Origin of the sequence: Pseudoalteromonas xiamenensis, from assembly GCF_030994125.1 — a bacterium.
GTDB classification, from domain to species: Bacteria; Pseudomonadota; Gammaproteobacteria; order Enterobacterales; family Alteromonadaceae; genus Pseudoalteromonas; species Pseudoalteromonas xiamenensis_B.
The window spans coordinates 3415015-3429154 of the sequence record NZ_CP099917.1 but is presented as its reverse complement, the minus strand read 5'-3'; the positions used below and the strand labels follow the sequence as shown (position 1 = coordinate 3429154).

Below are 14140 nucleotides of genomic sequence, written 5' to 3'. Positions count from 1 at the left end.
CGATTTACTGACCAACTCGCCCAAGCCTATAGGCTTGGGCATCGAGGTGTTAGATGTTTGCTCCTTTATTTCGTCATCCACCCACTTGGCTCGCGAAAGCCCAAGGGACTGCGTTTGTGGTGTTTGCGGCCACCAGCGCATTTTTAACCTATTTCAGTATGTATGCTTTTCGAAAGCCTTTTTCGGTCAATACCTACAGCGAATTCGACAACAAGCACTGGCTGGTGAGCTTCAAAATTGCCCTGATTTTAGCGCAGGTGTTTGGTTATTTGTGTGCCAAATTTATTGGTGTAAAAGTCGTTTCGGAAATGCCCCCTGCTCATCGTGGTAAAGCCATTCTGTTTATGATCTTAGGGGCACAGTTCGCGTTGGTGATGTTTGCTATTACACCAATCGGTTGGAATATCCCTTGGCTATTCATCAACGGCCTGTCACTTGGCATGATCTGGGGGATCGTATTCAGTTTTTTGGAAGGTCGTCGTACGACTGAAATTCTCGGCGCGGTGCTCAGTGTCACCTTTATTTTAGCCTCTGGGTTAGTCCGTACGGTCGGTAAATGGTTAGTAACCGAAGTCAACGTACCCGAGCTTTGGATGCCTGCCGCAACGGGTGCGTTGTTTTTACCTTTGCTAATCCTCAGTGTTGCATGTTTAACCTCCTTGCCAAAGCCGACGCTCGACGATGAAGTTGCTCGCCAAAAGCGCGCACCGATGGACAGCAAAGCGCGCTGGTCCTTCTTTAAAGCCCATTGGTTTGGAATTACCGTTCTTATCTTGAGTTTTTTACTGTTTACGGGCTTTCGCGACTTTCGTGACAACTTTTCGGCCGAGATTTGGCAGGCACTCGGCTACGGCGAAGAACCCGCAATCTTTGCCTACGCCGGTATTCGTATCGCGTTTATCGTGTTGTTGGCGCTCGGCGCGCTCGTGCTGATAAAAGACAATACTAAAGCCTTTTTTGTCAATCACGGCTTTATCCTCTTTGGTGCTGTGATGCTTGCCGCCAGCACCTACGGATTTGAACAACAATGGCTGGATGCAAAATCATGGATGGTGCTGCTTGGCGCGGGCTTATACATCAGTTACATCCCGTACAATTGTTTTTTGTTTGACCGCATGATCTCTGCGCTTGGCAGTACGGCAAACGCAGGGTTCTTAATTTATCTCGCGGATTCAGCGGGATACGTTGGATCTGTTGGCATTTTGCTTTATCGCACTTTAGAAGCACCCGAATTAAGTTGGCTGACGTTCTTTATTTCGGCGTGCTATTGGGTTGCGTTGCTGGCAGGTTTGTTAGTGATAAGTAGCTTACTCTACTTTATTGCACACTTGCCAAAACACACGCAACCACCGCTTGAAGCACCGGCTTCTTCAACCCCTTCACTTATCAAAGGTACTGTATGAAACATTTAGAAGCGCTCATTTTAGATTGGGCAGGCACGGTCGTTGATTTTGGCTCAATAGCCCCAACCAGCATTTTTGTTGAAGCTTTTGCAAAGGCCTACGACTTCACGATTTCGCTTGATGAGGCCCGTATTCCCATGGGCATGGGCAAATGGGATCACATCAACACCTTGTTGAATTTAGACGAGATCCAAGTACGTTGGCAGAAACAATTTGGCCGTCTGCCAAGCAAAGGCGACGTTGACCACATTTATCAAACATTTATGCCATTGCAACAAGCCAAAGTCGCCGAACGCGCTGAACCTATTACGGGTGTACTACCCGTTTTGAACCGCCTTAAAGCGCAAGGGATGAAAATTGGCAGTTGCTCTGGCTACCCCAAACCCGTGATGGACGTCTTACTACCTGCAGCCAAGGCACATGGCTATGAACCCGATCATAGTGTCGGCAGTGACGAATGCGAAGCAGGTTCACGTCCTGGTCCATGGATGGCGCTGGCGAACGTACTTGCGTTGGGTATTAATCGTGTCGCAGCGTGTGTCAAAGTGGACGATTCTGTTCCGGGGATCAGTGAAGGCTTAAACGCGGGAATGTGGACCGTGGGCATTGCAGTCACAGGCAACGCCATTGGTCTTAGCGAAGAAGAATGGAATGCCCTTTCAGAGAGCGAACAAAACGCGCTCACCTTGAATGCATACCATACACTTTACAGTGCTGGTGCACATTTCGTCATTGATTCACTGGCCGATATTGAACCTGTGCTCTTTGAAATAGAAAGCCGTTTGGCTCGCGGGGAGCGCCCTTGATGCGCTTCCAACCTTTTTGGTTTGACAGCGCCATACGCGCTGAATCGCTCAATTGCACCTTACAGTCTCTCCCCAATAGTACCGATGTTGTCATCATTGGTGGTGGCTTTACTGGGCTTTGGACTGCAATTATGACCAAGCTGCAATCACCAGAAACCGATCTTGTTGTCATTGAAAAAGGCCTCTGTGGCCAAGGTGCTTCGGGTCGAAATGGCGGTGCCATGCTCACTTGGTCCACCAAGTTCATGAGTCTGATGACGTTATTTGGTCTAGAGCAAGCTAAATTTTTAGCTGTTGCGTCCGAACAAGCCGTACATGAAATCAAAGCATTTACTGAAAAGCATCAAATAGCCTGTGATTGCCGAGTTGATGGAACGTACTATACGTATTCGAATCGTGCCCAGCATGGTGCACTTGAACCCGTGATAAAAGCGCTCAGCAGCAACGCAATCAATCACTGGCGAAAAATGACGGCTCATGATGTGACATTGACGGGGTCAACAACCAATTCCGCGGGCTGGTACTCCCCACATGCAGGCAGTGTGCAACCGGCCTTGCTCGTACGAGGTTTGCGTCGTGTCGCAATCAGTCTAGGGATCAAGGTGGTTGAACATACGGAATATCACCAGCACTCTGAAACGAACTCGTTATCTATTGAAACCAGCAAGGGAACAATCAACGCACGCAAGCTTGTGTTTGCCGTCAACGCTTGGTTGCCAAGTTTGGTCCCAAGCTTTGCCCGCAAAGTGGTCTTAGTGTCAAGCGACATGGTCATCACCAAACCAATACCCGATACCCTTCGCGAGCTCAATTTAACGCATGGTGCCCCCATCATCGACAGTCGGATCTTTGTGAATTATTACCGCACAACTTCCTGTGGTCGTTTGATGTTAGGTAAAGGCGGTAACTACTTTAGTGTTAATAACCGTGTCAGTGGGACTTTTGATGCCCCAAGTCGCTATCAAACGATCCTGAACCACTCACTAAAGCGGTTTTTTCCGAATCACGATTTTGCCATCGAACGCAGCTGGACTGGCCCATCGGATAGAAGTGTCACGGGCATGCCATTTTTTGGTCATCTCAATGGTAGTTCGAACATACTTTTTGGTTCAGGTTATTCTGGTAATGGGGTTGTGCAATCCTTTTTAGGCGGCAAAATTCTCTCAAGTCTTGTGCTTGAGTTGAATAACGAATGGACGGACTGCGCGCTGGTCGACCAAACGCTCCCTAACTTCCCGCCAGACCCAATTAGAACAATAGGTGCGTATGTGGTGCGTGACGCCATTCGTCGCAAAGAACACGCTGAAGATGAGAATAAAGTCCCTTGGCAATTGGACACGTGGCTTAGCCGCTTGAGCGGTTCTGCGGCAAAAGTCGATATGTCGGCGAAGGAGGCAACATGAAAGCCGTTTTAGACATCCTACAAGAACTGCAAGGCTTGTTTACGTTATATGGTCAAGACCATTACGAAGAAGCCTGCACTCAGCAAAGTCACGCAGAGCAATGTGCAACACTTGCTTGGCAACAAGGGTGTGATGAAGAAACACAAATTGCGGCGTTTTTGCATGATATCGGTCATTTCGTCGCCAAGTATCAACACCACCCCGACTTTACGGCGTTTGGGCTTGCCGCACACGCGTCACTTGGAGCCTGCTATTTAAAGGAACTTGGGTTTAGCTGCAAAGTCGTTGCATTAGTGCAAGGCCACGTGCTGGCAAAACGTTACTTGCTGAGTGTGGATAAGCAGTACCGATATCGCTTGTCCAAGGCAAGTCGGGAAACAGCCATTCAACAAGGAGGCACACTTTCGGAAACAGAAATCCTACAGTTCGAGTCCTCACCGTGGTGCAATGAAATGATTTTATTGCGCCGTTTCGATGACCACGGCAAAGACCCCGCTCTTCAATCATTCAAGAGTGAATATTGGTTTTCAGTGGTAGCACAACATTTAGCTCATCGCCGATAACGTCACGTGCGGCTGACCACGCAGCCGCCTCTCTGTTCATTGTATTTTCATTTTAAACGGGTGTAGTAACCATCTATTACCCACTGCACCTTATAAACTGGTCTAATAATACGGTAACAAGCCTGTTACTCACATTTATAGGAACACATAATGAAAATATTAATGATTACTGGCGACTACGTTGAAGACTATGAAAATATGGTGCCGTTCCAAGCCCTTCAAGCGTGTGGATATGAGGTAGACGCGGTCTGCCCAAATAAAGTCAAAGGCGACACCATTTCCACTTCAATCCATGATTTTGAAGGTGAGCAAACCTACTCCGAAAAACGCGGTCATAACTTTGCTCTTAATGCTAATTTCGCTGACATTGACGTCGCTAACTATGATGGTCTGTATTTGCCTGGAGGCCGAGCACCGGAATACTTACGCTTAAATGCTCGCGTTATCGAAATCATCCTAGCGTTTGAGGCCGCGCAAAAACCAATCGCGTCTATCTGCCATGGCCCACAATTGCTCACCGCGGCCAACGTTATTCGTGGCAAACGCGTTTCCGCTTATCCAGCATGTGAACCTGAGGTGCGTTTAGCTGGTGCAGATTATATTTCGCTTGAAATGGACCAAGCAATCACCGATGGTAACTTAGTAACCGCACCGGCATGGCCTGCACACCCTGAGTTTTTAAAACAGTTCATGGCGCTTTTAGCCGCACGCTAAAGGGATAAAACACGACTCATGCCAACGTATACGCGCTCGTTGGTCATTAAATCTAAGGAGGTACCGCATGTGCCAATTGTTCGTTAAAGCTGACGCTAACCTATGGGAAAGCCACACTCGTTCACTGCGCATTGCGGGTGTAGTTACCTCTATTCGACTAGAGCAGTATTTCTGGAATGTGTTGCAAGAGGTCGCCTATCGCGACCAAATGAATGTGAACCAGCTCATTACCAAACTGTATCTAGAGTCGTTAGACGCCGATCACGATATAGGTAATTTCACGTCATTTTTACGAGTATGTTGCGCCCGTTACCTTTCACTCATGGCTGATGGATACGTAGAAAGACAACTCAATTCGTCATTATCAACGCTGGAATCAGAAACCATTATGGACAAGGAAACGAAGGACATTCAGTTGCGAAAACTCACGTTTTCAAATATCCGTAACGAGCAACATTAAAGGACATCGACAATGCTTATTGCCCAGAAAGACTTATTCCGCCAGCTTGAAGTCGTTGTTGGAAAGTCCCATTTACTGACGTCGCCTCGCAAAATTGCCCCTTATGCAAAAGGCTTTCGTGAGGGTCAAGGTAAGGCAATTGCCGTTGTCAAACCTCAAAGTTTGCTGGCACTGTGGCAAACACTGGAAATACTTGTACCTAAAAATATCGCCATCATAATGCAAGCCGCGAATACCGGACTCACGGGCGGCTCCACACCGAACGATGCATGCGACCGTGACGCGGTTATCATTTCCACTCTTGCGCTGGATGACATTCACCTATTGGAAAGCCACAACCAATTTATCGCGCTCCCTGGCGCAAGTTTATTTAAGTTAGAAAAAACGCTCGACCCGTTAGGCCGCGTGCCTCATTCCGTAATTGGTTCATCCTGTATAGGTGCATCCATTGTCGGCGGTGTTTGCAATAATTCTGGTGGTGCATTAGTAGAGCGCGGACCGGCCTATACAGAATTATCACTTTACGCACACGTTGATGCGCACGGTGAATTACAACTCGTTAATGAGCTTGACGTTGACCTTGGTGAAACACCCGTGGAGATCCTCACCAATTTACAACGTCGACAGTACCAAGCACATGATATCAAGGTAACAAATAAACAAGCCTCTGATAGCGAATACAAATCGTGGGTCCGCGACACACAAAGCGATCGCCCCGCACGTTACAATGCCGATAAACGTCGTTTGCATACGGCAAGCGGCTGCGCAGGAAAGCTTGTGGTCTTTGCCGTACGTTTAGACAGCTTTGTAAAACCTGACCACAAACAAACTTTTTTTATCAGCACCAACAGCGTGCAAAGTTTAAATGCACTGCGAGTGGCGACTTTAAAATCGATGACCGAGCTACCTATTTCAGCTGAATATATGCATCGTGATGTAATCGACCTCACCGATAGGTATGGCCGCGATACCATGTTAGTGCTAAAACATTTTGGTACAGACGTCATGCCTCGCTTTTTTAATTATAAGAAATCACTAGAGCGCTTTTGCCGTTCATTTCCATTGATGCATGAACACACCGTTGATTGGCTCAGTAATCGACTCGCCAAATGCTTTCCGAGCCAAGTATCCAAACAAATTAAAGAATTAAAAACACGATACGAGCATCATTTACTGCTCACGATTAAGGGTCAGTCCTTGAGTGAGCTCAAAACTATCCTCGCTCAGGTGAATAACCTTTCGTCACTTCATATCTTGGAATGTGATGAAAATGAGGCAAAGCAAGCGTATTTACTACGATTTGCCGCAGCAGGTGCTGCCATTCAATATCAAAAGCTCAACCATCGCAGAAGTGCCGGACTGCTCGCGCTCGACATTGCGTTGCCCCGCAACTGCAGTGAATGGTATGAACAACTCCCTATCGAGCTCAAACAAAAAATCAGTCATCATTTTTATTATGGCCATTACCTTTGCCACGTATTTCATCAAGACTACATCGTGAAGGCGGGCTATGACCCTCTAGAAGTGAAAGCGGAATTATTGTCGTTCATTGATTCACGCGGCGCGGAATACCCAGCAGAGCACAATGTGGGGCACTTGTACGTTGCAAAACCCGACTTGGCGATGAATTACACACGGCTCGACCCAACCAACACCTTTAATCCAGGCATTGGTAAAATGTCGAAAAGACGGTTTTACCAATAAGTTTCTCTATCATTAAGTCAGACTCTTGACCCCATTTTGTCATACTAGATTGCTAACATCGTCGAATTGACATTGAAAATGGGGTAGCTATGTCGAGTATCAGGCATACTTTTTTCGAATTTCTCTCTTTAATTACGCTTATATTCACCGCTTTTACTGTATCAGCTAACCAGATTGAACTCGGTCCACGACCTTACTATTTGATTTCAACGATGAATGAAGGACCGTTAAAAGACGCTTTATCTAGCTGTCAAAATAGCGCCATGACAGCGAACCGATTTTCTTTAGGTCACCGTGGTGCTCCGATGCAATTTCCGGAACATACTAAGGCGGCTTATGAAGCCGGCGCACGAATGGGCGCTGGGATCCTAGAATGCGATGTGACCTTTACCAAAGACAAACATTTAGTGTGTCGCCATTCCCAATGTGATTTACACACCACAACGAACATCCTCACAACACCCCTTGCCCAAAAGTGTAGCCAAACGTTCACGCCGTTCAATGTGGCAACACAAACACCCGCGAGCGCAAGTTGCTGTACCAGTGACATTACACTTGATGAGTTCAAAACACTAAAAGGCAAAATGGATTCATTCAATCCGCACGCAACTTCGCCGGAAGATTACCAACAAGGCACGCCGAGTTGGCGTACCGATTTGTACGCACACCAAGGTCAATTGATGACCCATTCTGAAAGCATCGCACTGTTTAAATCGCTCGGCGTTGACATGACACCCGAGCTCAAAACTCCGTCTGTTACAATGCCCTTTAACGGACTTACGCAGACACAATATGCACAAACAATTATCGATGACTACAAATCGCAACATGTGCCTGCAAAGCAAGTTTGGCTTCAGTCTTTTCACCTACCAGACCATTTGTATTGGCAAAAACAGGAACCCGAATTCGCGAAACAAGCCATTTATTTAGATGACCGTGACGAACCTCAGTCTTCCGCGTTAGAGAATCAACTAAGCCCAAGAGAAATGGTCGACCATCCAGAGCGACTTAAACCCACGATGGCCGAACTTAAAGCTATGGGCATCAACATTATCGCCCCGCCTATTTGGGCACTTATACGAAATACCGATGGTAAATTGGTCCCGTCCAATTACGCCAAAGCAGCAAAAAAGGCAGGCCTTAACATTATTGCATGGAGTTTCGAGCGTTCAGCACCGCTGCACACGGGAGGCGGATGGTATTACCAAAGCGTCAATGGCACGCTTGGCGGAAAAAACCTTATTACGCGCGATGGCGACGTTTACGAAGTACTTGATGTGCTTGCTCAGCAAGTAGGGGTCATTGGTGTATTTTCCGATTGGGCGGCCACAACTACGTACTACGCCAATTGCCGTATAGCGAAAAATCGAAACAAGAGTGGTTAAAATTCATCTGAGATTTAGTTTAGGGCTGATATGCTACTACACAACTAATCGAAAAGGAGAAACCGATGAAACCATTACTCGCACTCTTAGTTGTGGTCAGTAGCGCACTCGTATTGACAGCGTGTGAAGACGCTAACGAAGTAAAAGAGTCAGCTCAAAAAGCACAAACGTCTGTCAAAGAAGCATGGAATGACGCGGTAGCAGAAGTTAAAAGTAAAAAAGACGAATGGAACAGCCAATCCATAAACGACATGGTCAAAGAAGCCAAAGAACTTGCCGCGGAAGCGACAAGTGAAGGCCAAGACAACTTATCTGACTTACTGGAAGAATCTCGCAAATTGGCCCTAGAAGCGTGGGATGAATCGAAAGACGAAGCGGGTGAGCTTAGTCAGGAAGCAAAAGAAAAACTGGCTGAACTACAAGCTAAAATCGCCGAAGCTAAGGCGAAACTAGCCTCAAAGTAATCCGTTTTAATTGAGTAAGACATCCAACCCAACCTAAAAAAAGAGCGCAAAGCGCTCTTTTATCTTCCATTCTCATTTTGTTGTGAGCACGTGCATTTTTGAATTGTTGGCTAATCAAGCGTTGTAAGACTCACAACACAAAAACGTGCAAAACGTCGAAAACAACGTATCGCTCTACCCTATCTTGCCCTGCCGTATGGTTTCTAGATTGTTGACATTGCCTAATCTTGGTTATAATCGGCTTTTCCTGCCGCAATGATTTGCCAAACAGACTGGATACCCACAATGAAAAAACTTTCTGCCGTACAATTAAAACAACAAGCTCTCGTGTTAGACGTCGCAGATAGACTTGAAGAACAAGGTCGAGCTGAAATTCCTGGCATGCTGCAATGTTGGTTCACAATGGAATACCATTTGTTTCCAAGCTCCCTGTTACTGTGTTTTCAATTTGAAAATGAACAAACCTTAGAAACGGCAAAACCGGACTTGTTGAAATGGCAAAAGCGCTTAAGTGGTGCGATGTTGAAAAAAGGCGTTATTCTAAAGGACATGCGCAAGCACCTAATTTTTACAACGAAAGGACCAGAGGACTGAGTCTCTTATTCAAACGCATTGAAAATACCAGTGATGATGCGCGACGCCAACAAGTCTTAAAAGTGTCATAAAGCAACGATACACTTAAAACGGATTTAGGAACTCTATTTGCTATGCTACTTTACCAACAAATTCGTCATCATTTGCAAGAAAGACTGGCTACAGGTGAATTGCAACCCGGTTGCAAGCTCCCTTCAGAGCGAACACTACAAGATCAATTCAACTCAACTCGTATAACCGTTAGAGAAGCGCTCGCGCGCCTCGAAGCAGAAGGGTTGATTTACAGTCAAAAGCGTCGCGGTTGGTTTGTAACACCTGAAAAACTCAAGTGGAATCCTGCAAAAAAAGTAAACTTCAATTTACTCGCACAAGAACAAAATTTTACGCCTCAAACACGCATCGTATCACTCAACACATTGTTGGATAACACGATGTGTACAGAGCTTGGCAATGGTGCACTTTATTGCCTGAGCCGTGTACGCTCTTTGAATGAACGGGCTATCATGTTTGAAGCAATTCATTGTGCCAAAGCGCGGTTTGTCGATTTAGAAAAACAACGCTTAGACGGTTCGATTACTGAGGTTATGGCAAACATCTATGCCGTAGAAATAAGCCATGAAACCTGTCAGATAAGTGTGACCGTATTACCGGATGATGTTGCCGAAGTCCTCGAAAAGAACAATGGCGCCCCTTGCTTGAAAATCACCCGCTCTCGTTATAGTGCGGACAATGATTTGATTGATTTCAATATTGAATATTGGCTTCACGACGCCATCGAGATGGTTGTTGAAGGCCATTAAGGTCGAGCCTGTGACAAAGAGACAACAAAACATTCTATTATCTTTGTTCTTTCGGTCTTTAAAAAAATAAGGCAACTACCATCTAACTGGTTCGTTATTAAACCAATAGAAGTTAGTCGCCTTCAGCTTGTTACTCTCTTTTACACTCAAAAACTACCAGAATTTTACTGTTGCAATCGCACTCAGTAATCGCTCAATGTCTTCGCGATAGATTTCGCCAATATTACCAATCCTAAAGCAATCTGCATTAGATACTTTGCCGGGATAGATGACAAACCCCTCCTGCTTCAACGCATCGTAAAAGCGCTTAAAATCGTAATTAGACGCTTTTGGCGAATAGAACGAAGTGATGATAGGTGAATGCAAACCATCTGCGAGCAAAGTTTCAAATCCTAATTCACGCATCCCTTGCACTAACAACCTTTGATTTTGTTGGTAACGTTGGAAACGCGCTTCTATGCCACCTTCTTGCGCCAACTCATCTAACGCCGTACTGAATGCACGAACGACGTGCGTTGGCGAAGTAAAACGCCATTTACCACGAGATTTTTCCATTGTTTCCCATTGTGAGACCAAGTCGAGCGATAGCGACCTCGCAATGCCTTTGGAAGCCGCCATGATGCTTTTTTTTGCGATAACAAAACCGAATCCTGGGACACCTTGAATGCATTTATTAGACGAACTGATCATTACGTCAATGTTCCAGTCAGCTAAATCAAAAGGAATCCCACCAAAGCTACTCATTGCGTCCAGAATCATGACTTTGCCAAAACGTTTTGCAAGCAGCGCAATATCTGAAACGGGATTTAACATACCCGTTGTCGTTTCACAGTGGACTACCGCAACGTGAGTAATACCTTCCTCTTCTTGTAACACACGCTCGATGACTGCAAGGCTCGGTGACTCAGTTTCACCAAACTCGAGTACCACCGATTCTATTCCTAAATACTCCGTAATTTCCGCAATTCGAGCGCCGTATGCACCGTTGTTCACCACCAACAATTTGCCTGTCGATGGGATCAGTGAACCAATCGCTGATTCGACACTTGCCGTACCACTGCCTTGCATTAACGTCACCGTATATTCGGAATTTTTTGATGCAAGTTGGCCCAACTCGGTACGAATTTTCTGAACCACATCAACATTGTAATCGTCATCCCAAGTACAGAAATCTTGCATCATCACCGCTTTAACCGATTGCGATGTACTCAATGGCCCTGGGGTTAAAAGTAAATATTTGTTTTTCATTGCTTCGCCTCTAGCTGGTCTATACCAGATATTAAACCCGCTAGGTATGACAATTTAATGGCAGAAAAAAGACATTTAGCGATTAACGAGACAGGTCACAACCCTCTCAAGCACGTACTGCATACTTTGGTCGTTTACAAAGCTTTCATTTTTTAGCAGAGGCCTCTCGGGTCAATGATTCATATTCATTCTAAGGTCAAAGTGGTATTAAGAAAGCATGGCAAGAGAAAATAAATACGGTGTAACAAAGTGTTAGATTACCTAGATGGTTATTTATGAAGATAATTTTTGGCACATTTTCCAACAAAGCGCCTTCCGGGGTTTTCACCCTCAATCCATTCATCTACCGTAAACAACTCGAACAGGCCCACTTTAATAAGTGTTGGTACAGCAAGCCGAAGTTCTTCTTCAACCTTGCCGCGCTGACCTTGATTGTACAGCGCGACATTGTGAAGCATCGTTGCGACCGTTCCGGTTTGAACTTGAGTACCATCTTTTAACACCACCGATGGCAGTACTTCTCCGTCCTTCACCACTTTTAAATTCACGCAAGCCAATTGTTCGTTGTTTTCGCTCAACTGAGTCATGCTCAATTCCTTTTGAGTCAATTTATTTTTACTTAATAACAGAGAGTTAGAGCAAAGTTAGCAGCCACAACACCGTGCCCGCAGTGCCCCATATAAAAACTGGGAGCAACTTTTTCTTGTTTGGCAGTAACAACCAGAGCCCCGACAAACAGAAAACAACAATGATGACAGCCATCACGTCCAGCATCCAGTTCCACAACTTGGGAGTGTGTCTGCCTTTATGCCAATCGTTTAGTTTTGCCATCCAGCCATAGTCAATATGAGTCGCAACAACCTCTTTTGTTTCACCATCAATTTCAAGTTGCCACTGCTCACCGGCGAGCTGAGCATCAATCAACCATAGTCCCTCATCGTGCTCGATGGTCGCATCAGCAAAATCAAAATTGGTTTTCGCTTCAATACTGGCTTGAATGTCTGCTTCGTTTACCGTGTCTGCGCCACTCGATATTGTCCATGTATGTTTGGTGATAGCAGGCTCACCGACCCAATTCGCATGGTTTAATGTAATGCCCGTAATTGCAAAGAAACACAATACAAACAGCATTAACACGGCGGTATAAACGTGAATACTGCGCGCAAACTTAACTGCCTGACTGTTTGCCTTTACAGGCCAAATAGCACGCTTAACCTTCATAACGCATCAACTGTTCTAGGTTTTTAATGTTCGCACGAAGTTCATGGCGCTCTGGGTTGTGTTTTAGCACTTTGCGAAGTAACGCAACAGCATTGGCGTAGTCTTTGTCATCAATATAGAGTTGAGCTTGGCCTAGGAGTGCAGCCTCTTTGACTTCTTCAATGGCACTGGCACGCTGATAATAAACTACGGCATCCACGCTATTGCCTGCCTCGCGATACAAATTGGCCAGTAACAGCAAGCCATTGCCGTCACTCGGTGACGTCGATAATCCATCAAGTAACAGCTTTTCAGCTTTTGAAACTTGCTTTGTTGCTAATGCGTGTTTCGCTCTCGCGAGCCACATTGCAGACGACGCTTTGCTCAGTTTACGTTTTTCACTCAAGGTAAATAAGTCTTGCAAGGCACTCCATTTTTCCAAAGACGCAAACCACGCGGCCAATTGCACAACATCATGCTCCGCTTTTGCTGTGTCTTTTTTGTCCGTTTGACTAAGTGCGGAATCAAGTGCTGTCAGACCCGCTTGCGTACTGCCATATTGAATGTGTAATTTCGCGAGTAGCAACAAATTGTCCGCGTTGTAGCTCGTCGACTTTTGCACTTTAGCCAATCGCATAGCTACGTCCAAGCGATGTAACGCTTTTTCGAATTGCTGCTGATTTAATTCTAAGAATGCAGCTTGTAGCCACCACTGCACGTTGTCAGTATCTTGATTGATCAGTTCTGCTAGCAGGGCACCGGCCTCACTGTATGCATGGGCTTGAGTTAGCGCATGCGCCAAACCTTGTTTCCACTGCACGTTGGTTGGTTCTAAAAAAAGCGCCTGACGGTAACCTGCAATCGCACTCCAAGGCCCATATTGCTGTAAATTCAAAAACGCGAGTTGACCGTATAGCGCAGCTTCGTTTGCCCCCAAACTTAACGCCGTTTGGATTGGCGCTCTTGCTTCGTTTGGTTGCTTATTTAAAATGTAGGCAAGCGCTAAACTGCGCTGCGCACTGACTAGCTCCGGCGCTTTCGATACGGCTGCATTCAGCACCTTAATGGCTTCTGGGTAACGTTTTAACGTAAGTAGAACCTGTCCTTGTAACTGTAAAAGGGCCGGACTGTCTTTTTCAATGACTCGACCTGAAAATGCTTCGGCCACTTTCGCATACTGTTGTTTTTCGAGCAGTGGCCTTAGGTCTGTCATAAAGGCGGCTTCGTGAGGTGCAACGGTCAAACTTTGTTGTTTGTCTCGATAAGTAAAAACAGGCACAGACACTGAAGGAGCTTCCAGCAACAATTCCGAGCGACTGTAATCAATACCCGCAAAGGCACTTGGCACAGCACTAAACAGACCGAGAGATAACCAGATAAAAGAAAACTTAACCAT

Annotated in this window: 15 protein-coding genes; 11 read left to right on the top strand and 4 right to left on the bottom strand. The window is 45.8% G+C overall.

Annotated elements, in window-relative coordinates; genetic code table 11:
- Positions 1 to 53 precede the first annotated feature (53 nt).
- From NI389_RS16000 to NI389_RS15950, 11 genes are all read left to right on the top strand, one after another.
- Entirely contained in the window at positions 54 to 1403 is a 1350-nt protein-coding gene (locus tag NI389_RS16000) for a DUF5690 family protein (protein WP_308360828.1), read from the top strand.
- The gene (gene phnX, locus NI389_RS15995; protein ID WP_308360827.1) at positions 1400 to 2209 is read left to right on the top strand and encodes a phosphonoacetaldehyde hydrolase; all 810 of its coding nucleotides are present in this window, start codon (positions 1400 to 1402) and stop codon (positions 2207 to 2209) included. The genes NI389_RS16000 and phnX overlap by 4 nt, the downstream gene beginning before the upstream one ends.
- Positions 2209 to 3612 carry an FAD-dependent oxidoreductase gene (locus NI389_RS15990; protein ID WP_308360826.1) on the top strand — a complete coding sequence of 468 codons (1404 nt, stop codon included), beginning with the start codon at positions 2209 to 2211 and terminating at the stop codon, positions 3610 to 3612. Before phnX ends, NI389_RS15990 begins: the two co-directional genes overlap by 1 nt.
- Positions 3609 to 4175 carry an HD domain-containing protein gene (locus tag NI389_RS15985; RefSeq protein WP_308360825.1) on the top strand — a complete coding sequence of 189 codons (567 nt, stop codon included), beginning with the start codon at positions 3609 to 3611 and terminating at the stop codon, positions 4173 to 4175. The genes NI389_RS15990 and NI389_RS15985 overlap by 4 nt, the downstream gene beginning before the upstream one ends.
- A gap of 147 nt (positions 4176 to 4322) precedes the next feature.
- Entirely contained in the window at positions 4323 to 4889 is a 567-nt protein-coding gene (locus NI389_RS15980) for a DJ-1/PfpI family protein (RefSeq protein WP_308362577.1), read from the top strand.
- 67 nt (positions 4890 to 4956) lie between these two features.
- The gene (locus tag NI389_RS15975; protein WP_308360824.1) at positions 4957 to 5349 is read left to right on the top strand and encodes a ribbon-helix-helix domain-containing protein; all 393 of its coding nucleotides are present in this window, start codon (positions 4957 to 4959) and stop codon (positions 5347 to 5349) included.
- Between the two features lie 12 nt (positions 5350 to 5361).
- The gene (dld, locus tag NI389_RS15970; RefSeq protein ID WP_308360823.1) at positions 5362 to 7053 is read left to right on the top strand and encodes a D-lactate dehydrogenase; all 1692 of its coding nucleotides are present in this window, start codon (positions 5362 to 5364) and stop codon (positions 7051 to 7053) included.
- A gap of 89 nt (positions 7054 to 7142) precedes the next feature.
- On the top strand, positions 7143 to 8438 hold the full coding sequence (locus tag NI389_RS15965) for a glycerophosphodiester phosphodiesterase family protein (protein ID WP_308360822.1): 1296 nt from the start codon (positions 7143 to 7145) through the stop codon (positions 8436 to 8438).
- A gap of 65 nt (positions 8439 to 8503) precedes the next feature.
- The gene (locus NI389_RS15960; RefSeq protein WP_308360821.1) at positions 8504 to 8902 is read left to right on the top strand and encodes a hypothetical protein; all 399 of its coding nucleotides are present in this window, start codon (positions 8504 to 8506) and stop codon (positions 8900 to 8902) included.
- Positions 8903 to 9187: 285 nt separating this feature from the next.
- Entirely contained in the window at positions 9188 to 9496 is a 309-nt protein-coding gene (locus NI389_RS15955; protein ID WP_308360820.1) for a hypothetical protein, read from the top strand.
- A gap of 113 nt (positions 9497 to 9609) precedes the next feature.
- Positions 9610 to 10296 (top strand): GntR family transcriptional regulator, encoded by a 687-nt coding sequence (locus NI389_RS15950; RefSeq protein WP_308360819.1) that lies wholly within the window; start codon positions 9610 to 9612, stop codon positions 10294 to 10296.
- Between the two features lie 153 nt (positions 10297 to 10449).
- Here the strand turns inward: NI389_RS15950 and phnW are convergent, their stop codons facing one another.
- The 4 genes from phnW to NI389_RS15930 all read right to left on the bottom strand — a co-directional run bounded on the left by phnW (position 10450) and on the right by NI389_RS15930 (position 14140).
- Positions 10450 to 11544, bottom strand: a complete 1095-nt coding sequence (gene phnW / locus NI389_RS15945) for a 2-aminoethylphosphonate--pyruvate transaminase (RefSeq protein ID WP_308360818.1) — start codon at positions 11542 to 11544, stop codon at positions 10450 to 10452.
- Positions 11545 to 11813: 269 nt separating this feature from the next.
- The gene (locus tag NI389_RS15940; RefSeq protein ID WP_308360817.1) at positions 11814 to 12131 is read right to left on the bottom strand and encodes a DUF7709 family protein; all 318 of its coding nucleotides are present in this window, start codon (positions 12129 to 12131) and stop codon (positions 11814 to 11816) included.
- Positions 12132 to 12177: 46 nt separating this feature from the next.
- Positions 12178 to 12765: a PepSY-associated TM helix domain-containing protein gene (locus NI389_RS15935; protein ID WP_308360816.1), complete on the bottom strand. Its 588-nt coding sequence runs from the start codon at positions 12763 to 12765 to the stop codon at positions 12178 to 12180.
- Positions 12755 to 14140 (bottom strand): tetratricopeptide repeat protein, encoded by a 1386-nt coding sequence (locus NI389_RS15930; protein ID WP_308360815.1) that lies wholly within the window; start codon positions 14138 to 14140, stop codon positions 12755 to 12757. Before NI389_RS15930 ends, NI389_RS15935 begins: the two co-directional genes overlap by 11 nt.